Origin of the sequence: Streptococcus sanguinis, assembly GCF_003943735.1 — a bacterium.
GTDB classification, from domain to species: domain Bacteria; phylum Bacillota; class Bacilli; order Lactobacillales; family Streptococcaceae; genus Streptococcus; species Streptococcus sanguinis_E.
Window position 1 is genome coordinate 1 of the sequence record NZ_RJMV01000007.1, and the last position, 21,460, is coordinate 21,460.

Annotated in this window: 21 protein-coding genes; 10 read left to right on the forward strand and 11 right to left on the reverse strand. The window is 44.9% G+C overall.

Features of this window, described 5'->3' with window-relative positions; genetic code table 11:
* A partial coding sequence (locus tag D8877_RS08120) for an IS30 family transposase (protein WP_125352983.1) occupies positions 1-233 on the forward strand: 233 nt, incomplete at its 5' end.
* Positions 234-304: 71 nt separating this feature from the next.
* Here the strand turns inward: D8877_RS08120 and D8877_RS08125 are convergent.
* Positions 305-856 (reverse strand): CvpA family protein, encoded by a 552-nt coding sequence (locus D8877_RS08125; RefSeq protein ID WP_125352985.1) that lies wholly within the window; start codon positions 854-856, stop codon positions 305-307.
* A gap of 10 nt (positions 857-866) precedes the next feature.
* Positions 867-1,157: a hypothetical protein gene (locus D8877_RS08130; RefSeq protein ID WP_002919703.1), complete on the reverse strand. Its 291-nt coding sequence runs from the start codon at positions 1,155-1,157 to the stop codon at positions 867-869.
* 188 nt (positions 1,158-1,345) lie between these two features.
* Between D8877_RS08130 and rnhC the strand changes: the two genes are divergently transcribed.
* The 4 genes from rnhC (at position 1,346) to D8877_RS08150 (ending at position 6,330) form a co-directional block, all read left to right on the forward strand.
* Positions 1,346-2,236 (forward strand): ribonuclease HIII, encoded by an 891-nt coding sequence (gene rnhC, locus D8877_RS08135; RefSeq protein ID WP_185760203.1) that lies wholly within the window; start codon positions 1,346-1,348, stop codon positions 2,234-2,236.
* Between the two features lie 3 nt (positions 2,237-2,239).
* Positions 2,240-2,869: a signal peptidase I gene (gene lepB, locus D8877_RS08140; protein ID WP_002901501.1), complete on the forward strand. Its 630-nt coding sequence runs from the start codon at positions 2,240-2,242 to the stop codon at positions 2,867-2,869.
* A 59-nt stretch (positions 2,870-2,928) separates the two neighbouring features.
* Entirely contained in the window at positions 2,929-5,292 is a 2,364-nt protein-coding gene (gene recD2 / locus D8877_RS08145) for an SF1B family DNA helicase RecD2 (protein WP_125352990.1), read from the forward strand.
* A 93-nt stretch (positions 5,293-5,385) separates the two neighbouring features.
* A complete protein-coding gene (locus tag D8877_RS08150; protein WP_125341131.1) occupies positions 5,386-6,330 on the forward strand; it encodes a hypothetical protein in 945 nt (314 codons plus the stop codon).
* A 314-nt stretch (positions 6,331-6,644) separates the two neighbouring features.
* Here the strand turns inward: D8877_RS08150 and D8877_RS08155 are convergent, their stop codons facing one another.
* The 5 genes from D8877_RS08155 to dinB form a co-directional block, all read right to left on the reverse strand.
* Positions 6,645-7,283, reverse strand: a complete 639-nt coding sequence (locus tag D8877_RS08155) for a TetR/AcrR family transcriptional regulator (RefSeq protein WP_046164935.1) — start codon at positions 7,281-7,283, stop codon at positions 6,645-6,647.
* A gap of 75 nt (positions 7,284-7,358) precedes the next feature.
* Positions 7,359-8,114 carry a CPBP family intramembrane glutamic endopeptidase gene (locus D8877_RS08160; protein WP_125341132.1) on the reverse strand — a complete coding sequence of 252 codons (756 nt, stop codon included), beginning with the start codon at positions 8,112-8,114 and terminating at the stop codon, positions 7,359-7,361.
* Entirely contained in the window at positions 8,104-8,898 is a 795-nt protein-coding gene (locus D8877_RS08165) for a CPBP family intramembrane glutamic endopeptidase (protein ID WP_125341133.1), read from the reverse strand. The genes D8877_RS08160 and D8877_RS08165 overlap by 11 nt, the downstream gene beginning before the upstream one ends.
* Positions 8,899-9,216: 318 nt before the next feature.
* Positions 9,217-9,543: a hypothetical protein gene (locus D8877_RS08175; protein ID WP_125341134.1), complete on the reverse strand. Its 327-nt coding sequence runs from the start codon at positions 9,541-9,543 to the stop codon at positions 9,217-9,219.
* A 211-nt stretch (positions 9,544-9,754) separates the two neighbouring features.
* The gene (gene dinB, locus D8877_RS08180) at positions 9,755-10,819 is read right to left on the reverse strand and encodes a DNA polymerase IV (RefSeq protein WP_125341135.1); all 1,065 of its coding nucleotides are present in this window, start codon (positions 10,817-10,819) and stop codon (positions 9,755-9,757) included.
* A 369-nt stretch (positions 10,820-11,188) separates the two neighbouring features.
* Here dinB and pflB point away from each other — a divergent pair, with 369 nt between their 5' ends.
* From pflB to D8877_RS08205, 5 genes are all read left to right on the forward strand, one after another.
* Positions 11,189-13,504 carry a formate C-acetyltransferase gene (pflB, locus tag D8877_RS08185; protein ID WP_125341136.1) on the forward strand — a complete coding sequence of 772 codons (2,316 nt, stop codon included), beginning with the start codon at positions 11,189-11,191 and terminating at the stop codon, positions 13,502-13,504.
* 159 nt (positions 13,505-13,663) lie between these two features.
* The gene (locus D8877_RS08190; protein ID WP_002901514.1) at positions 13,664-14,440 is read left to right on the forward strand and encodes a threonine/serine exporter family protein; all 777 of its coding nucleotides are present in this window, start codon (positions 13,664-13,666) and stop codon (positions 14,438-14,440) included.
* Positions 14,441-14,444: 4 nt separating this feature from the next.
* Complete coding sequence (locus D8877_RS08195) at positions 14,445-14,912, forward strand: threonine/serine exporter family protein (protein ID WP_002916038.1); 468 nt, start codon at positions 14,445-14,447, stop codon at positions 14,910-14,912.
* A gap of 144 nt (positions 14,913-15,056) precedes the next feature.
* The gene (locus D8877_RS08200) at positions 15,057-16,235 is read left to right on the forward strand and encodes a hydroxymethylglutaryl-CoA synthase (RefSeq protein ID WP_125352992.1); all 1,179 of its coding nucleotides are present in this window, start codon (positions 15,057-15,059) and stop codon (positions 16,233-16,235) included.
* The gene (locus D8877_RS08205; RefSeq protein WP_125352994.1) at positions 16,232-17,506 is read left to right on the forward strand and encodes a hydroxymethylglutaryl-CoA reductase, degradative; all 1,275 of its coding nucleotides are present in this window, start codon (positions 16,232-16,234) and stop codon (positions 17,504-17,506) included. Before D8877_RS08200 ends, D8877_RS08205 begins: the two co-directional genes overlap by 4 nt.
* A 39-nt stretch (positions 17,507-17,545) precedes the next feature.
* Here the strand turns inward: D8877_RS08205 and fni are convergent, their stop codons facing one another.
* From fni to mvk, 4 genes are read right to left on the reverse strand one after another with little or no spacing between them, the layout of a single operon-like run.
* Positions 17,546-18,553: a type 2 isopentenyl-diphosphate Delta-isomerase gene (gene fni / locus D8877_RS08210; protein ID WP_125353030.1), complete on the reverse strand. Its 1,008-nt coding sequence runs from the start codon at positions 18,551-18,553 to the stop codon at positions 17,546-17,548.
* Positions 18,534-19,553 (reverse strand): phosphomevalonate kinase, encoded by a 1,020-nt coding sequence (locus D8877_RS08215; protein WP_125352996.1) that lies wholly within the window; start codon positions 19,551-19,553, stop codon positions 18,534-18,536. Before D8877_RS08215 ends, fni begins: the two co-directional genes overlap by 20 nt.
* Positions 19,543-20,490 (reverse strand): diphosphomevalonate decarboxylase, encoded by a 948-nt coding sequence (gene mvaD / locus D8877_RS08220; RefSeq protein ID WP_125352998.1) that lies wholly within the window; start codon positions 20,488-20,490, stop codon positions 19,543-19,545. Before mvaD ends, D8877_RS08215 begins: the two co-directional genes overlap by 11 nt.
* On the reverse strand, positions 20,472-21,350 hold the full coding sequence (gene mvk, locus D8877_RS08225; protein WP_125341142.1) for a mevalonate kinase: 879 nt from the start codon (positions 21,348-21,350) through the stop codon (positions 20,472-20,474). The genes mvaD and mvk overlap by 19 nt, the downstream gene beginning before the upstream one ends.
* Between the last annotated feature and the right edge of the window lie 110 nt (positions 21,351-21,460).

Here is a 21,460-nt window from a genome sequence, read left to right on the forward strand (position 1 = left end):
TTAGGAATAGACTTTTAGGAATAGACTTTTACTTTGCGGACGCTTATTCATCTTGGCAAAGAGGAAGTAATGAAAATTCAAATGGTTTGCTTAGAGAATATTTTCCTAAGAGGACTAATCTAACCGACATTACTGATGAATCGTTAGTAAATGCTTTACTTGCTATAAATCACCGTCCAAGAAAATGCTTAGGTTACAAAACAGCATTTGAGGCACTTATGGATGAATTTTAGATTTGTTGCACTTTTTATTGCAATTTATCTAGTAAAAAAGAACTCAGCTAGCAGGCCAACTGAGTCGTCTTTTATCCGATAACTTGATTCACCCAGAGATCTTTGAGGATATTGGATGTGATAGGGGTATACTTGACAATAAAGCGAATCATGAAGCTGCTGTTGAGCCGCTCCTGAACCATCTCCATCGGCACCGTCGCTAAAATAGTCAGGCACATTCCCAAAACAAAAATAGAGATGCAAACAGCGATGGCTCCGCTGGTCACATTGTACCATTTGGTATCCAGCTTATTGGGGTAGGGAATCAGATTCGCAAAAATCCCGAAAAAGCGCCCAAGGATGTAGACAGCCGTAAAGATAATGAGATAGGCCAAACCAGCATAAAAAACCTGGTCCAACTGAAAAAGCTGGGAGCTAGGGAAAAAGTAGGTCGAAGAGCCCTGAATTGCGCTGGCATAAGGTACCCAAAGGCTGATAAACTTAGCCAAGCTCTTATAAAAAGCTCCAGCCACCAGCATAGAAACCATGGTTGCAGCAGCATAATAGCCCTGCAGAACAATACCACGCGAGTAGCCAATATAAAAGCTCCAGGCCAATATTAGTAAAATAATAATAGAAAACATTATTTCTCCTCTATTTACCCGACTTTTCTCTCAGCTCACTGAGCATTTTGTGACGAAAATCTTCTAGTTCTTTTTCCTTGTCGTCAAACTCAATCTCGCGGCTGAGCTGGGTAGATAGACTATTGACCGCCAGCAAAATCGCCAGAACTTCATCATCTGCCGCAGGCATCTGCTCTTTGATAGCCTTGTATTTTTCCTTTGCTACCCGTTCCACTTCTTCCATAAAGAGATTATCGTGTTCTGTTGTTAGAGTTAAGGTCTTGTTTCCAAATGTAAATTTATATCGATTCAAATTTGCCATAAAATCACCTCATTGTATTATATCAAAAAAGAAGCCCTTTGTCAGTTATTAAAACACTTGGAACTAGACAGGGACTTTCTTTTTCATCTTTTTTGACATTGTAAACAGCGGTGCTCTCCTACAAAATTTTTGTAGGATTTTCAATCTTATGGCTTTCGACTTTTCCTTTTTATGGTACAATAGGGGGTATGGAAAGTATCACCCTCAGTCCCAAACAGCAAGAAATTCAGGCTTTTGTTGAGAAATATCAGAGCCAGCTGGCTCCCAGCAAAAACCCGCATATTCAATATTTCTTCCGGCTGGATCAGGCGACGGTCAGTATCTTTAGCTCTGGAAAAGTTCTCTTTCAAGGGGCAAAAGCTGCTCACTACGCTGGCTTTTTTGGCCATCAATCAGACAAGTCCAGTTCTAGTCCTGCTTCTCAGAATTTTGCCCTCATTGGGACAGATGAGGTCGGAAACGGCTCCTACTTTGGAGGTCTAGCCGTCGTAGCTTCTTTCGTTACTCCAGACCAGCATGACTTTCTGAGAAAACTGGGTGTCGGTGATTCTAAAACCTTAAACGATAGCAAGATTCGCCAACTGGCGCCGGTCTTGAAAGAAAAGATTGCCCACCAAGCTCTGCTCTTATCGCCAGAGAAGTACAATGAAGTCATCACTTCTGGCTACAACGCCGTCTCTGTCAAGGTAGCCTTACATAATCAAGCTATTTACCTACTGCTGCAAAAAAGTCTAAATCCTGAAAAAATCGTCATCGATGCCTTTACCAGCCAGCAAAACTACAATAAATACTTAAAGCAGGAAAAAAATCATTTTCCAAATCCAGTAAGTCTGATTGAAAAGGCTGAAGGTAAGTTTCTAGCTGTTGCGGTCAGCTCTATTATCGCTCGTGACCTCTTTCTGGAAAATCTAGAAAATCTCAGTCAAGAGTTAGGCTATACCCTGCCTAGCGGAGCCGGAAGCAAGAGCGACCAAGTTGCCAGCCAGATTCTTCAAGCCTACGGAATGGTCGGTCTGCAGCATTCTGCTAAACTCCACTTTAAAAATACTGAAAAAGCACAAAAACTTCTAGAAAGGTAACCTATGAAAAAATCAAATACTGCCGTTGTCATTCTCAAAGAATGGGGGCTCTTTATCATCTTTATCTCCATCATTATCCTATCACGGCTCTATCTCTGGTCCCCTGTAAAGGTAGATGGCCACTCTATGGACCCTACGCTGGCCAATGGGGAATATCTACTTGTGCTTAAATATCAGTCTATTGACCGATTTGATATCGTTGTCGCCACTGAGACAGATAATGACGGAACGACCAAGGAGATTGTCAAGCGGGTTATCGGTATGCCGGGTGATACTATTCAGTATGAAAATGATACTCTTTACATCAACGGCAAAAAAACAGACGAGCCTTACCTGACGGACTACATCAAAAAATTCAAAGAAGACAAGCTCCAATCCACTTATACTGGGGATGATTATGATGACAATGGTGTATTTTTCAGAAAACTCGCTGCTCAGGCTCAAGCTTTCACTGTTGATAGTGAAGGCAGCCCTGTCTTCACCATCAAGCTTCTGGATGATGAATACCTGCTTCTGGGTGACGACCGGATTGTTTCCAAGGATAGTCGCCAAGTCGGTACCTTCCAAAAAGAACAAATCCAGGGCGAAGCCAAGTTCCGCTTCTGGCCACTGCTGCCTTTTAAGACCTATTAAGCATACCGAACTCAGTTGAACGTCAGCTGGGTTCGTTTTAAAAGAAGAACCTATAAACTATGGAATTTTACTTTTCAGGAACGATCGAACGGATTATTTTTGAAAATCCCAGCAACTTTTTCCGCATCCTGCTTTTAGATATTGAGGATACAGATGCCGAGGATTTTGAAGATTTTGAAATCATTGTCACCGGATCCATGGCAGATGTCATGGAAGGCGAAGACTACACCTTCTGGGGCAGTCTCGTCCAGCACCCCAAATATGGCCAGCAGCTGAAAATTTCTCGCTATGAGCGAGCAAAACCCAGCAGCAAAGGCCTAGTAAAATACTTCTCCAGTGACCATTTCAAGGGAATCGGGGTCAAGACTGCTCAAAAAATCGTCCAACTCTACGGAGAAGATACCGAAGACACCATTGACAAGATTTTAGCAGAGCCGGAAAAGCTAACCCAGATAAACGGCTTAGCAGCTAAGAACCGCGAGGCCTTTGTCGCCAAGCTCAGACTCAACTACGGAACTGAGATGGTACTAGCCAAGCTGGCAGCCTACGGCATTCCCAATAAGCTGGCTTTTCAAATCCAGGATACCTACAAGGAAGAAACGCTGGACATTGTCGAAAACTATCCCTATCAGCTGGTAGAGGATATTCAGGGGATCGGATTTAAAATCGCTGACCATCTGGCAGAAGAGCTAGGCATCCAAAGTGATGCCCCTGAGCGATTTAGAGCAGGTCTTGTCCACACCTTGCTGACCCAGTCTATGGAGCGGGGAGATACCTATGTCGAAGCTCGTGATTTACTAGAACATACCATCGAGCTCTTAGAAAGCTCACGCCAAGTGGAGCTGGACCCTAGTCTAGTCGCTGATGAGCTGGCCCATCTGATTGAGGAAGATAAGGTCCAGAATGTAGAGACCAAGATCTTTGAAAACAGCCTATTTTTTGCTGAAGAAGGAATAAAAAGTAATCTGGTTCGTCTGTTGGAAAAAGGAGAGCAAGACTGCTTTGACGCAGATAACATTACTGCGGCTATCCAGCAAGTGGAGGAGAACTCCGGTATCTCCTATGATAGTATCCAAAAAGATGCTATCCGTCAGGCTATCAATCAGAAGGTCTTTATCCTAACCGGCGGACCGGGTACTGGAAAAACTACCGTTATCAACTGTATCATTGCAGTCTACGCCCAGCTTCGCGGTTTGGATCTGCGAAAGGTCAATGATCTGCCTATTCTGCTGGCGGCTCCCACTGGACGTGCTGCTCGTCGCATGAACGAATTGACCGGTCTTCCTAGCGCTACTATCCACCGCCATTTGGGAATGACTGGCGATGATGATACCAGTCATTTGGATGATTATCTGGATGCTGATTTTATCATTGTGGATGAATTTTCCATGGTGGATACTTGGCTGGCTAATCAGCTGCTCAGCAATATCTCCTCTCAGACCAAGCTCTTGATTGTCGGAGATGCGGATCAGCTGCCCTCTGTCAGTCCAGGTCAGGTACTGGCAGACTTGCTGCAGATACCAACTATTCCACAGACTAAGCTGGAAACCATCTATCGGCAGAGCGAGGAGTCTACAATTGTCACACTGGCTAGCCAGATTCAGAAGGGCATTTTACCAGCAGACTTCACAGAGAAAAAAGCGGACCGCTCTTATTTTGAAGCTAAAAATGAGCATATCCCGCCTATGATTGAGAAAATCGCTAGCGCAGCCATTCGCAGCGGTATCCCAGCTCAAGATGTTCAGGTATTGGCACCTATGTATCGGGGGCCAGCCGGCATTGACCAGATTAACAATCTTATGCAAAATCTCATCAATCCTGTAGAGAAAGAGGAACTGACCTTTGAAGCTCCCGACTGTCAGTATCGCCAAGGAGACAGGGTTATCCACTTGGTCAATGATGCCGAAAGCAATGTCTTCAACGGTGACTTAGGCTATATCAGCGACCTGCTGCCTGCTAAGTACACCGACTCCAAGCAGGACGAGCTGACCATTGACTTTGATGGCAATGAACTTGTTTATCAGCGCAGCGAGTGGTATAAGATTCGTCTAGCCTACGCCATGAGCATCCACAAGTCTCAGGGCAGTGAATTTCCCGTGGTCATCTTGCCCATCACCAAGAGCAGTCACCGGATGCTGCAGCGCAACCTCATCTACACTGCTATCACCCGCGCCAAGAGCAAGTTGATCTTACTTGGGGAAAAAGCAGCCTTTGACTATGCTGCAAAAAACACTGGCACCGCCCGCAAAACCTATCTCATCGAGCGCTTTGGCGACTTTCCGCAAGCTGAGAGTAATATCCACAATACTGTGGATAAAATGAAACCACCTGTGGAAAACTATGTCCTGACTGAGGAAAATTTCCAGAAAATTGACCCTATGATTGGGATAAGAGAAGAGGATATAAAGGGAATTTTTAAGTAATCCTTGACTCCCTTCTTTGCTCTGTGTATAATGCTAAAATGCGGCTATACGACCAGACAAAACAACAATTAACTTTCTTCAAAGGAGATATTAATGAAATACAATAAATATGCCTCTCTAATAAAATGGGTGCTTGTAGGATGCTGTCTCATCTTATTTGGTACCCGTTCATCAACAAGAATTAAGGATATCAGTGTGGAAACCTTGCGAAAAGAAGGAAAAATTCTTTCTGCAAAAATCTCTGACACCTCCTACAGCCAAGCAATACAAATTACTCATATTGATGGACCGGTTGCAGAGTTAAAAGAAGATCATGACTCAACCTATTTCTACAGAGTAACTTATATAGATAAAAATGGTAGGGAAGCCGATATTGGCCTGCGCAATGATTCTTCAACTAGCCGCTTCGTAGATGAACTAGAAAAAGCGAATACTTTAGGAGGAGAGCCAAAATGGTTGATTGCCTCTGTACACTCAGCTTCAGGTATTCCTGATTACGCTAAAATCATGAACTCGTATCTATTTAATGATGAAAATAACCAACAACTGAAATACTACATCACTCTCTCTGATGACAAAGAATTCCAAAAAAGTGGAACAACTTCCTTCACTTTCTTCACCTATATTGCTATATTCTGCATTTTGATCGGGTTCATCCGTTATTACTTAAACCATAAAAGATTGAATGATTTTTTCAAACTCTATCCCGAGTTGAATGAAACGCTGGATCAGATTGAAAACAATGGTGGCTATGTTGACCCAGATATCCGTGTCTTCTTTTACAAGAATCATCTGGTCAGTTACAAATCTAGCTTTAAAACATGTGACATACATGACGCGCTAACAATTTATCATCATAGCAATTCATTCATGATTTCTATCTTTCCAATCATCAGAAAAAATGAGATTCGGGTTGTCCTTTCTGATGGCAACGAAGAGAAACTGCCTCTAAGACATCAAAACGTTTCTAAAACTGATCTTGCTTTAACTCGTTTAAAAAATCAAATCCATGACAAATTTCCAAATATTGAATTATAAAGAGGACAGCAAGCTGTCCTCTTTATATTAACTTTCTACAATTGTATTTGGAAAATTCGGTGTACCAATCATCGCTTAGCTTCGTTTTAAGTATGTCAGAGTCTGTTCCATCAGATCGTCACTAAGAATATCAATGCCAATAGATTCCAGCATAAAGCGGATAGAGCGGAGACGCTCAGCCTGCTTTTCAAAACTTTTCTCTGAAAATCGACCCCCTAATCGGCCTGACCGAGGAAGATATCCACAGTATATTCAGCACATAAATAAAAAGGCTGGGACAGAATTAAATTTTTTAGTTCTGTCCCAGCCTTTTTTTATTCCTTATTTTTCTGGCTAAAGAGCTGCAGGAGCTCGTCAGTAAAGATATCCAGACCGACCGAGGTCATCATAAACTGCAGAAAATGGAAACGTTCTGGCAGTTTTTCGGGCTCACTTTCAAAAGCGGTCCCATGCATCCAGAAGTTCACCAGCAGCAGAAAAACTTCTGCAGCCTCTTCCGGATACTGGGTCTGAAGGGAGCCATCTGCCATCCCTTTTTTGATAATGTCACTGACCACAGGGGCGCCTATCCGCAGATTGTCCCGCATCATGGTCAAAATAAAGCCCGCGTCCTTCTCATACTCACCCACAATGCCGTCCGTAGCCCGGGCTGTCTGACTTTCCAGATTAGACTTGAGGATGGTCTGCAGCTGCTCCCTGCCAGTCAGATTTTCCGTAGCCTTGAGCCACTGCTTCATCTCTTTTTCCATCAGCTCCTGCCGGCTCCTCAACACCGCAAGGACAATCTCATCTTTTGACTTGAAATGATGGTAGATAGCCCCCTTGGAGATGCCCGCCGTCTGAGCAATATCCTGCATACTGGTCTTTTCGGACCCCTTTTGGATAAAGAGCTGGGTTGCTGTATTTAAAATTTTTTCTCTCATGGCCTGGGATTTGTCTTTTCGCTGCGCCATTCTGTTCCCCTTTGTTTCTAATATAGCTTCATTCTACCAAAAAAGCCGGAGAAATACAAAATCATAAAAATATCTTTAAGCCTTGTCTTGCTGATCCCTTTGATACCAAAGATAGATACTGTAAGCCGCCATCAAGATATAGCCTAGGAAAAAGAGCGGATTTTCCGTCCCCTTCCCCAGGAAAATGCCTTCACCAATGGTATTAATGGCCCCGTGGAAAAGAACACAGTAAAGGATGGACTGACTGACCTTGTAAAGAGCCGCCAGCCAGAAACGGGCGAGCAGGCAGGCGGCAGTAAAGACTAGAAAAGAAGTCCCTGCCTGACTGCTGCCGGGGGTAAAGAAGAGGGGCAGATGCCAGACAGCCCAGATTAACCCAGTTGTTACAGTTGCTAAGGGAAAGGGCAGAAGCTTTTCCAGAGTCGGCTGCAGGAAGCCCTGCCAGCCCACCTCTTCATTGCCGCCTGTCAAGAGAGTGGTTACCAGAGCCAGAACCAAGACATTCAAAAGATTCAAATTTGGCAGCGGCTTGGTCACAAAGACAATGGAAATCGTGAAGAGACCCACAAAAATCAACAGATAAGGCCAGCTTCCTTTCCTGGCAAACTTGATAAAAGTCAGCATTTCTTTCAAAGACTTACCTAAGATAAGCTTGGCACTTATAGCAGGACCAAATGTTCCCACTATCGTGAGCAGCGGAGGAAGCAACGGCACTCGCCCTTTCAGCACAGCCGAGAGAATCCACGCAGACCAAGTGATACCAAAAGTCCAAAGCAGAAAAATTAGAATTTGCTTGACAGATGAGGAATCTTTATAGTTTCTAGCTTGCATCTTTCTCAGCTCCTTTCCGATTGCCCTTCCAGTACCACCAGCCCAGCAGCAAAATTGTCATCACGGCATTCGCAGCATGAAAACTAAGAGACGTTCCGCCCTTGGTAGCTGCTCCTACGATAACTGTCTGGGCAAAGTTAATGCAGCCATGAAAGACCATGCAGGCAAAAACAGACGCTGTCTGCTTATATAGAACAACCAGACAAAAGCTAGCCATGACACAAAATAGAATATAAAAAGGCAGGGAAAGCTGGCTTTGACCTGTTCCCGGAATCAGCCAGAGTGGCAGATGCCAGGCAACCCAGATGAGACCTGTGATGACCGTAGCAATCGGAAAAGAAAACTTCTTCTCCAAAGCTGGCTGCAGCACTCCCCGCCAGCCCAGCTCTTCATTCCCGCCACCAGCAAAGGTGATAAAGGTCCAGCCCAAAGGAAACATGAGTATGGCATTGAGCGGCGGTAATACAGGATTGGCAATAAAGAGAGTCAAAATCCGAATCAGGCAGAAGACTAGCATATACAGCCACCAGCCCTTAGCATGAGAAAAGATAAAGGACAGCATTTGCTTCGGTTTAGAAATGTTAAGGCTGATAAAGCTCCCTAGAGCTGGGCCAAAAGCCCCTATCAAGATAAAGACAGTTCCCAGAGTTTCTGCGCCATTGGTGATCTGCAGCGCAGATAAAATATAGAGAATCAGCCAGGATCCCCAGCTGATACCAAAGGTCCAAGCTAAGAAAGGCCAAATATGCTTGGGTTCTGGCCCTACATGTGTTTGTGTGTTCATATGATAACTCCTTATCAAATGTAAAATAGTGAAAAGTCATCCGAAAACTGGACAAAGACATCCTTTACTCTCAGTCTTTCAGATGATTACCTGTTTTGAAACGCAGATTTTTAAAATCCGACCATTCGGTTTGTTTTATTATAAAAAATAAAGACCTGCGCCAAATAGAAAACGTAGTCTTTTAGTCCTTGCCTAAACTAAAAAGCAAAGATGGACTAATTGGTGCTAAAAGATACGTCAGCATCGTCTAGATACTGCCTGCTGCTTTTAGTTTCTAAGTTGTCCTGACTCTGATGCTTAAGACAGGCCATTTCTCTGCTACTTGCTCCTTTCTTGATTTTGCAATCGCCGGATATGCCAGAGATTGGAGGCAAGGCTCAGACCCCCTACTGCCATAATACCCAGTCCTCGCCAAGGGCTAAAGATAGAAGTCAATAGGCCACCAGCAAGGACAGCATATCCAGCTTTGACTCCCCACTTAGAATAGCGTATGCCATTCTCACCCTGTGTCATCTTTTCTAGCCACACCTTACGTTTTTCTGCCTGCTGCTGCAAAAACTCTTTCTGACCTTCCCGCTGCCGATCCAGCTCCTGATTAAACTTGAGGATGTGCTCGCTTGTTTTTTCTATTACAGATTTCTTCATTTCTGCTCCTTTCTTTTTAAAAACCGACCAGGCGGTTTTTTATTTTATAAACTCAGTATAACAGACACAGAAAACTTTGTCCAGTATTTTTTCAAAAAAGATTATTTTTAGTTAATGAAAATCATCAGACAACTTAGAAACTCGTCACAAGCAACTTCTCATACTAAAAGCTATATCTAAAAAAGCCCGGTAATGAACCGAGCCTTTATCTTTATTCAAACCCCGTCACTGTCAACCCTAGCAGACGAATACCTCGTGGTTGTTCTTCCAAGCTATCGTAAATCTCATGAGCCGTTCGCTCGATTTGCTCCTTGTCTCGAGTGGCTAGATTCAAACTTTTCCTTTTAGTCAAGGTGGAGAAATCAGCATAGCGGATTTTCAGAACGATGGTTCGTCCTTTCTTATCATGCTTAGTCAAGCTATTTTCTACTTTCTGAGCCAGCAGGGTCAGCTCTTTCTTGATATCCTCCTCACTATAGAGCAGTTTGGCATAGGTTCGCTCCTTCCCAATCGACTTACGGATGCGATTGGACTTGACTGGACTATTACTGATGCCACGCGCTTTACGATAAAGATCAAAACCAAAGCGGCCAAACTTATCAATCAAGGTCATTTCTGGTATCTTGAGCAGATCTGCACCGGAATAAACACCCATTTCATGCAGTTTTTCAACGCTCTTCTTACCAACTCCATGAAACTTGGCAATGTCCATAGGCGCCAGAAAGGCCTCAGCCTCTTCGGGTAGAATAACAGTCAGACCATGAGGTTTCTCATAGTCACTGGCAATCTTGGCCAGAAACTTATTATAAGAAACGCCTGCCGAAGCCGTCAGTTGCAGCTCATTCCAGATATCGTGCTGAATCAGCTTGGCTATTTTGACTGCGGATTTAATCCCAAGCTTGTTTTCCGTTACATCCAGATAAGCCTCGTCGATGCTCATTGGCTCAATCAAGTCCGTATAGCGTTTGAAAATCTCTCGAATCTGCAAGCCGACCGCCTGATATTTTTCGTAATTCCCCGAGATAAAAATCCCCTGGGGGCAACGCTCATAGGCTTCTTTGGAGCTCATAGCCGAATGAACTCCGAACTTTCTGGCCTCATAATTGCAGGTGGAGACGACACCACGACCGCCAGTCAAGCGTGGGTCGCTGCCGATGATGACCGGATGCCCCTTTAACTTAGGATTATCCCGCTCTTCCACCGAAGCGAAAAAAGCATCCATATCAATGTGGATAATCTTCCGAGATGTATCGTTAATCAGTGGAAAAATCAGCATGCCCTCCTCCTTTCTCCTACCATCAATCTCAGCTTACAAGCTTTCACAAAGTCAGCCCATTTTGCTCAAATAAATCTGAAACAGTTTTTCGTTCTGGCAAAAAGTATTTTAAAAGTAAGATTCTTCGTCAGTAATTTTTATGTGACATTTTAATTACTTTTATTATAACTTTTTTACCCATTTTTCCAAAATATTTGAAAAGAGTTATGTTTTTCAAATCTATAGTACACATCCGCGACTTTTTACTTTCTGTATTATAAAAGAAAGTCTTTCTTTCTGCCGAAAATGGTTTGTGAAACCGATTACCGTATGATATACTTTACTTATAAATGTAACAGTTTATGTTGCTAGAATAAAGAGGAAAATCAAATGGTTGTAAAAACAGTTGTTGAAGCTCAAGATATTTTTGACAAAGCTTGGGAAGGCTTCAAAGGTGAAGACTGGAAAGAGAAAGCAAGTGTTTCTCGCTTCGTTCAAGCTAACTACACACCTTATGATGGAGATGAAAGCTTCTTGGCAGGTCCTACTGAGCGCTCACTCCACATCAAGAAAATCGTAGAAGAAACGAAAGCTCACTACGAAGAAACTCGTTTCCCAATGGACACTCGTCCAGCATCTATCGCTGATATCGATGCTGGTTACATTGACAAGGACAACGAACTGATTTACGGTATCCAAAACGACGAACTCTTCAAATTGAACTTCATGCCAAAAGGCGGTATCCGCATGGCTGAAACTACTTTGAAAGAAAATGGATACGAACCAGATCCTGCTGTTCATGAAATCTTTACTAAATATGTTACTACAGTAAATGACGGTATCTTCCGTGCTTACACTTCTAACATCCGCCGTGCTCGTCACGCCCACACTGTAACTGGTCTTCCAGATGCTTACTCACGTGGACGTATCATCGGGGTTTACGCACGTCTTGCTCTTTATGGAGCTGACTACCTCATGGCTGAAAAAGTTCGCGACTGGAATGGTTTGACTGATATTGACGAAGAAACAATCCGTCTGCGCGAAGAAATCAACCTGCAATACCAAGCACTTGGTGAAGTTGTAAAACTTGGTGACCTTTACGGAGTAGATGTTCGCCGTCCTGCCTTTGACGTTAAAGAAGCTATCCAATGGACTAACATCGCCTTCATGGCTGTCTGCCGTGTCATCAACGGTGCTGCTACTTCTCTCGGACGTGTACCAATCGTTCTTGACATCTATGCTGAACGTGACTTGGCTCGCGGTACTTACACTGAATCAGAAATCCAAGAATTTGTTGATGATTTCGTTATGAAACTTCGTACAGTGAAGTTTGCTCGTACTAAAGCTTACGACCAACTTTACTCTGGTGACCCAACCTTCATCACTACTTCTATGGCAGGTATGGGTAACGACGGACGTCACCGTGTTACAAAGATGGACTACCGTTTCCTTAACACACTTGACAACATTGGTAACTCTCCAGAGCCAAACTTGACTGTTCTCTGGACTGACAAACTTCCATACTCATTCCGTCGCTACTGTATGCACATGAGCCACAAGCACTCTTCTATCCAATACGAAGGTGTTACAACTATGGCTAGAGACGGTTACGGTGAAATGAGCTGTATCTCTTGTTGTGTGTCTCCGCTTGATCCTGAAAATGAAGAACAACGCCACAACATCCAATACTTCGGTGCTCGTGTAAACGTGCTGAAAGCCCTTCTGACAGGTCTCAACGGCGGTTACGACGATGTTCATAAAGACTACAAAGTATTTGACATCGAGCCTATCCGTGACGAAGTTCTTGAATTCGAATCAGTTAAAGCGAACTTTGAAAAATCTCTGGACTGGTTGACTGACACTTACGTAGATGCCTTGAACATCATCCACTACATGACTGACAAGTACAACTACGAAGCTGTTCAAATGGCCTTCTTGCCAACTTACCAACGTGCTAACATGGGATTCGGTATCTGTGGTTTTGCCAACACTGTTGATACCTTGTCTGCTATCAAGTACGCAACTGTTAAGCCAATCCGCGACGAAAACGGCTATATCTACGATTACGAAACAATCGGTGATTACCCACGTTGGGGTGAAGATGATCCTCGTTCAAACGAATTGGCTGAATGGTTGGTTGAAGCTTACACAACTCGTCTGCGCAGCCACAAACTGTATAAGAATGCAGAAGCTACTGTGTCTCTTCTGACTATCACATCTAACGTTGCTTACTCTAAACAAACTGGTAACTCACCAGTCCATAAAGGAGTGTACCTCAACGAAGATGGTAGCGTGAATTTGTCTAAATTGGAATTCTTCTCACCAGGTGCTAACCCATCTAACAAGGCAAAAGGTGGCTGGTTGCAAAACCTTAACTCTCTTGCTAGCTTGGACTTCAGTTACGCAGCTGACGGTATTTCCCTGACAACTCAAGTATCACCTCGTGCGCTTGGTAAGACTCATGACGAACAAGTAGACAACTTGGTAACAATCCTTGATGGTTACTTTGAAAACGGTGGACAACACGTTAACTTGAACGTTATGGACTTGAAGGATGTTTACGAGAAGATTATGTCTGGCGAAGATGTTATCGTTCGTATCTCAGGTTACTGTGTAAACACTAAGTACTTGACTCCAGAACAAAAGACTGAATTGACCCAACGTGTCTTCCACGAAGTGCTCTCTATGGACGATGCTTTGAGCTAATAAACGACTAAGGACTTACAAACCATTTGAAAGAAGATTGGAAATCTCCAATCTTCTTTTTTGTATTTCAGACTTCAAATGACTGCCAACTTGATGATATTTTTAAGAGGCTTTATGGTATAATGGTTCTATTGCTATACTAGGAAAAGGATTGGGGAAATGACAGAGAAAGGTATCAGGGAAGAAGCCAAAGATTTCAATCTGGCAGTAGATGTTATCATGCTAGCCGGGACACTGCTGCTGCAGAGCGGATCCGAGACCTATCGGGTAGAAGACACCATGATTCGCATCGCACATTCACAAGGGATCATCGACTGCAATGCCTTAGCAATGCCAGTGGCTATTTTCTTTTCGATTGAAAATACAAATGTTTCACGGATGAAGCGCAATCTCAAGACCAACTACAACATTGAGAAGGTCTGCGATGTCAATCAGGTCTCCCGTCAGTTGGTTACAGGAGAAATCAGCCTTCAAGAGGCTTTTGATGAGCTGAATCGCCTCAAAGTTAAGGAGCTGCCCTATAATAACAAGCAGCTGATTGCAGCAGCAACGCTCAGTGCTCCCTTCTTCTCCATCATGTTTGGCGGAAATTTCTACGATGCTTTAGGCGCGGCCATTGCTACCTTCTTTGGCTTTGCCTTCTCTTTGTATGTTGACAAATATATCCGTATCCCTTTTGTGACAGCTTTTGCCGGAGCCTTCGTCTTTGGACTGCTGGCTCATATCTGGACACGCTATTCTGGTTTTAACTCCACAGATGATTTGATTATTGCGGGTTCTGTCATGCCTTTTGTGCCCGGCATTGCTCTGACCAACTCTGTGCGTGACATCATGACCAACCATATCAACTCTGGGATGAGCAAGCTCTTTGAATCGCTCCTCATCACTCTTGCTCTCGGTGCAGGTACCTCTGTCGCCCTCCTTATTATGAAATAAGCCTATGACAATCTTGACTTTCTTACTGCAAGCAGTTGCCAGCCTACTAGCTATCATTACTTTTTTAATCGTTTTAAATGTTCAGCGCAGTATGCTGATTCCCGGCGGAGTGCTAGGCATGGCTATTTGGCTGCTCTATCTCCTGCTCAAAGGACCGACCAACGTCATCATAGCAACCTTTGTGGCTGCTATCCTTGGTTCCTGCATCAGCCAAATCCTAAGTATCATCTACAAAACGCCTGCTGTTGTTTTTATTTTGGCCATTCTAGCCCCCTTGGTCCCAGGCTACATTTCCTATCGGACGACTGCCTTCTTTGTCACTGGTGACTATAGCCAGGCCATGATTCACGCCACTCTGGTAGTCATTCTAGCCTTGGTCATCTCAATTGGCATGGCCAGCGGCACCGTCGTACTCAAGCTCTATCACTACTTGAAAAAGCGTCAAACCAAACTCACAGCAAACAAACAGTAGAGCCATCTGCTGTTTTTCTTTTGGAAAATACATCTTAAGCCTGATTTAGCTGAGATTAGATGTTTTTGTAAGAGTTTTATTCCTAAGTATGGTAAAATAGTCTTCGGAATATACTAGAATAAAAGGATTTAAAGAGGTCTTATAATGACAATCGGAATCGACAAAATCGGTTTTGCGACCAGTAATTATGTCTTAAAATTAAATGATTTAGCGGCAGCCCGTGGGACTGATACAGAAAAGCTTAGCAAGGGACTCTTGCTCAAGGAACTAAGCATTGCTCCTCTGACTGAGGATATTGTTACCTTGGGAGCAGCGGCAGCAGAGCCCATCCTGACAGCAGAGGACAAAGAAAAGATTGATATGGTCATCGTGGCTACTGAGTCAGGGATTGACCAGAGCAAGGCGGCAGCCGTTTTTGTCCACGGCCTTTTGGGTATCCAACCCTTTGCCCGCAGCTTTGAAATCAAGGAAGCCTGCTATGGAGCAACTGCTGCACTGGACTATGCCAAGCTCCATATCGAAAAACATCCAGACAGCAAAGTTTTGGTGTTAGCTAGCGACATTGCCAAGTATGGCATTAACACACCTGGCGAACCAACTCAGGGAGCGGGAGCTATTTCTATGCTAATTAGCAGGAATCCTCGTATCCTCGCTTTCAATGATGATAATGTAGCTCAGACACGTGATGTCATGGATTTTTGGCGCCCAAATTACTCGACAACGCCTTATGTCAACGGGCTCTATTCAACCCAGCAGTATCTGGATAGCTTAAAGACAACTTGGACGGAGTACCAAAAACGCCACAAGCTGGCTCTCAAAGATTTTGCGGCCTATTGCTTCCACCTGCCCTATCCAAAACTTGCTCTTAAAGGTCTCAATAAAATCATGGATAAAAGCCTGCCTCAGGAGCAGCAAGACCAGCTCAGAGAGAACTTTGAAGCCTCCATTCTCTACAGCCAAAAAGTTGGAAATATCTATACAGGCTCCCTCTTCCTAGCCCTCCTGTCTCTTTTAGAAAACTCTGACAACCTCAAGGCTGGCGATCGGATTGCTCTCTTCGGCTATGGCAGCGGAGCTGTCTCTGAAATCTTTAGTGCCAATTTGGTAGAGGGCTATGAAAAGCATCTATCCAAGACACGCCTAGAGGAATTAGACCAGCGTCAGGCTCTTTCCATCGCAGACTACGAGCGCATCTTTTTTGAAGAAGCTGATCTGGATGCGGAGGGCAATGCCAGCTTCTCTGGCTATGAGGAACAAAGCTTTGCTCTGGCGGAAATTGCAGAGCACCAGCGTAAGTATATCAAAGTTGAGAAATCATCATGAAAGTAAACTGGACTGGATTTTCCAAAAAAACTCCTGCTCAACGGCTGCAGATGCTGAAAGAAAAGGGGCTTTTACAAGATGAACATTGGCAGCTTCTAGACAGTCAGCAGACTTTGCCTCTGGAAACAGCCAATCAGATGAGCGAAAATGTACTGGCCACTCTGGCCTTGCCCTACTCTCTGGTGCCAGACTTTCTGGTGGATGGCAAAAGCTATCAAGTTCCTTTTGTGACAGAAGAGCCATCTGTGGTAGCAGCGGCTAGCTTTGCCGCTAAGATTATCAAACGTTCAGGCGGATTTGAGACAGAGGTCCACAAACGCCAGATGATTGGGCAAATCGCCCTCTATCAGGTTGAGAAAGCAGACCAAGCTATCAAAGATGTTCTCAGGAAAAAGAAAGAGTTACTGGAACAGGCCAACCAAGCCTATCCATCGATTGTTGCTCGTGGTGGAGGTGCTAGAGATCTTTGGCTGGAGCAAAAGGATGACTTCCTAATTTTTTATCTGTCTGTAGATACGCAGGAAGCCATGGGAGCCAATATGCTCAACACCATGCTGGAGGCCCTCACCCTTCCTCTGGAAGAGCTGACTGGCGGTAAGAGTCTGATGGCTATCCTGTCAAACTATGCAACAGATAGCCTGGTAACAGCCCGCTGTGTCATCGACTATCGCTTTCTCAGTCGGGATAAGGCTGAGGCGGAACTTCTTGCGGATAAAATGCAGCTGGCTAGCAAATTAGCCCAGGTCGACCCTTACCGGGCAGCTACCCACAATAAAGGCATCTTTAATGGTATTGATGCTTTGGTGCTGGCTACTGGAAATGACTGGAGGGCTGTGGAAGCCGGTGCTCATGCCTATGCCAGCCGAGACGGATCCTACCGCGGCCTCTCTACTTGGACTGCAGACCTAGACACACGGCAGCTTCATGGTCAGATGACCCTGCCCATGCCCATTGCGACTAAGGGAGGCTCCATCGGCCTCAATCCCGCAGTGGCAGCCAGCTTTGACTTTCTAGGGCAGCCTCAGGCCAAGGAATTGGCTTCCCTTATCGTATCGGTAGGATTGGCGCAAAATTTCGCTGCCCTCAAAGCCCTTGTCAGCACTGGCATCCAAGCCGGACACATGAAATTGCATGCCAAATCTTTAGCATTGCAAGCTGGAGCCCGAGACGAAGAAATTGCTGTTGTAGCCAATCGCTTAACAGCCAATAAGACTTTTAACCTCGCTGCTGCTCAGGAAATACTAGCTAATCTACGAAAACAGGACAAGTAAAAAGGCCTTGATGGCCTTTTTTGTATGTCTTTATGCTATTTATTTAATCTGTTCCTGAGCTTCTTTCAGCCGTCCGTAGAGTAGATAGGGTACACTCTTTAGTTCTTGCAAGTTTCGGCAGGACAGGGCACACATAATGAGGCGCAGATCTGATTTCCAGCCTTCTACAATATCAATAACCTCTTCCACTGAGTGATTTTCCACCAAGTCCAGCATGGTGCGAGAGAGACCGACTGCCTTGGCTCCTAAGACAAGGGCTTTGATCATATCCAAAGGATGGCGGACACCTCCACTAGCCAAGAGTTCGACCTCATCGCGAAGTGGCTGAAGCGCTAACAGACTCTGCAGAGTAGATTGCCCCCAATCATTGAGGTAGTCACGATTGCCACCCCGCTGATTTTCAATATAAGCAAAGCTAGTGCCACCACGTCCTGAAATATCAAAAGTCTGAACCCCCATGGAGCGCGCTTCTTCAACAGTAGAGCGGTCCATGCCAAAGCCAACTTCTTTAAGAATTAGGGGAAGATCCAGCCGCTGACTATAATCCGCCAAGTGCTGTCTCCAAGAGCGAAACTCCCGCTCGCCCTCCGGCATCAGCAATTCCTGCATGAGATTAACATGGACCTGCAAAAATAGGGGCTGCAAATCAGCTATCGCCTGCTGGGCGGCTTGATAAGGCTTGTCTAAGCCGATGTTGGTAGCTAGCAATAAATTAGGCCGACCAGCCGCCACCCGATAGGAAGGATCAGAAGGATTTTTCAAGGCTGCGCTGTAAGAGCCAGTTACAAAAAGAAGGCCACAACTTTCAGCTACTTGAGCCAGCTTTTCATTGATCTGGCCACCTTTTTGGCTGCCGCCAGTCATGGCATTGATGTAAAAGGGAAACTCCCAGTCACGGCCAGCAAAGTGAGTAGATAGGTCAATCTCTGCCAAATCATACTTGGGCAGAGAACGGTGAACCAGTTCCATTTCATCAAAACTGTTGTAACCTGGACGCTGCTCTAAAGCGTATTTGATATGGTCGTCCTTACGATTCTGGCTCATCATGACCCATCCTTTCTCTGTATAATAGCTCAATGCCAGCTTCTTGCCAGGCTTGAATTAGTTGCTTGCTAGATGCGGCATCAAAGCTGAGAGCAATCCCGCAGTCACCACCGCCGGCACCACTGCTCTTAGCCACACAGTTCAGTCCCTCTGCCGCTTCTTTTAAGACTTTCAGCCTGTCTGTATAGATAACCGGACTGAGTGTTTCTAATAGCTGACTAGCCTTTTCCAAACTGGACTGAATAACGGGCTGCTCTCCTGCTAATAAAGCTCTCTCCAAAGCATCAACCTGCGTCCTACTGCCTGTCAAAAAGGACTCTGAAATAGCTGACTTGACCTGATTGACCAAGTACTTAGAGATAGCTGGCTGCTTGGTCCAGCCAACCAGAAAATCCATGACTAAGCAAGGCTTAATACTGCGAATTTCAAAACCCCAATCCTCTGCTAGTAATTGCTGTAAATCAACTTTGTCCATGCGCTCGCGGACCAATTCTCTATCAAAAGACCGATAGTATATCAAGTCTTCATAGGCAATACAGGCCAAATCTCCCATGGAACCATTGTCTCCGCACTTGAGGAGAACGTAGGAAGCCAGCTTAAAGAGCAGCTTTGGCTCTAAGTCCAGCTCATAAAGTGCTCCCATAGCCTTGATGGTCAGAATAACAACACTACCGCTGGAGCCAATACCGAACTTCTTGCCGTCCCTTTCCATCTTGCCACTAATCTTTAGAGAAAAAGGCTGAAGTTGGTAGCCTAAGGTCAGCAAATAAGTGTTCATAACCCCTATCGTCTCCTGAATCAAGGCATAATCAGGGTCTGGCTCTAGGTTAGCGCTGTGTTCAAACATATCTGATGTCAAGCGATAGTCAGGCGCTGTCTGGATTTCTCCCGTCATATAGATAGGAATGGCTTTGATAATGGCTGGCTGACCGGCCGTCAGCACTGCATATTCACCCGCCAGATAGAGCTTGCCGCAGGTTTGGACTCTTGCACTAGCTTTCATCAGACAAGTCCTTTGTTTTGGAGACGATAAGTCGGTAGTCCTTCTCAAATATAGCAACCAGATGGTCTAGGTCTTCCTCCAAGCAGAGCACCTTGACATTGGGCCCCGCGTCCATGGTAAAGTAGCAACGCTCGCCCTGCTCCCGCAGCTTTCTGACAGCATCCATAGCTTGGTAAGACTCATCTGTCAGATAAGAGAATGGTGGATAAGCTTTTTCTGTCGTGGCATGCATCCGAAGAGCATTTTCTTCCGTCAGCTGACCAACCTTGGCAAAATCATTGTCCCGTAAATAACCCAGCATGGCCTGATAATCTAAGGCAGACTGGGTAATCCAATCTGGGAAAATGGTGGAAGTTTTAGCACAGAGCTCCATACCGTCGCGGCTGGAAATAGGCTTTTTCTCATCGTGCAGAACTAGCATAATCATAGCTAATTTCAAATCCGTCTTGACTGGATAAATGGCCCCACTGTCCTTATCCCAGGCTGCTAGCGGGCCAAAGAAAGACCGAGCAGAGGACCCTGAAGCAAATTTGGCCAGCTGAGCCAGTTCTTCCGTCTGATAGCCCGTCTGAAAATAAGCATTGCAGGCCTTGACTAGGGCTGATAGACCACTGGAGCTGGAAGACAGACCCGCTGCTGTTGGCATATTGTTACTGGTATCAACTCGGACAAAACCATCTTCTGGAGAGCGAAAACGGTCAATAATCTTACTGATTTTAGCATGTTCTGCTGGGCTTTGCAGCTGACCGTCAATATAAAACTCATCTCCAGTTGCTGTATCTGGCAAAGGACTTAGTTGCGTCTCGGTATACATATTTTCCAGTGTCAGCGAGATACTGCTAGTAGACGGAATCATCTTTTCTGCATCTTTCTTCCCCCAATATTTGACAATTGCAATATTGGCATAGGATTTGACACTTACAGGCTTTCGATCCATGTGTTAATGGCCCCTTTCTCTCTCAGTAAGGCGGCTAAGGCCTCCGCCTGATTTTTTTCTCCTACAAGAGCAATGACACAGCCACCCAGACCGCCGCCGCTCATTTTAGCACCCAAAGCTCCATTTTCAAGAGCTACCGCTACCAACTCATCCGCTTTCTGGCAAGACACTCCTAGCTTGTCTAACTTCTCATGAGCCTTGGTCATAGCTTGCCCCATTGTCATCAGGTCCTTGATAGAAATAGCCTTCTCAAGGATTTTCGTTAAATTCCCCAATTCCTGCAGCAAAGGCAGAGCCTTTTGACCCTGACTTTCTACAGCACGGATGGCTTCGCGGGTATGACCGTGAATACCAGTATCTGCAATGACTAAAAAGGCATCCAGATTTAGCTCAATCTCGCTGAAACCGAAATTGCGGATGAACTTAATAGCTACATCGCTAAGGCAGGTCTTGGCATCAAGCCCGCTGGGATTCATATGGGCAATCATCTCAGCCCGATTGGCTAGAATCTCCAGTGTCTGGTCATCCAGTTCTTCCTCAAAGTAGTCAAAGACAGCCCGAATAGCCGCAATACTAACTGCGGCTGAAGAACCCATTCCCCTCTTCTCAGGGACCATAGACTCCACCTGACAGCGAATCTTAGATCCCTGCCGACCGAGATGTTCCAGACAGGCAAAAACAGCCATAGACAGTGTATCCTCAGCGTAGAGGGTCCAGGCCCGCTCAGACGGAAAGACCCGACAGGTCACTTCGATACGATTAAGAGGCAGGGAAATGGCCGGATAGCCATAGACAACCGAATGCTCTCCCATTAAAATAATTTTACTGTGTGCCTTGCCGACACCGATTTCTTTTGTCATATTCTTCTCTTGTCTGTAGATTCTCTCTATCTTATTTTAATATACTTTGGCAAAAAAAGCGATTTTTATTAAGAGAAAATCACTGGGGCTAGAGACCGATATTTATATAG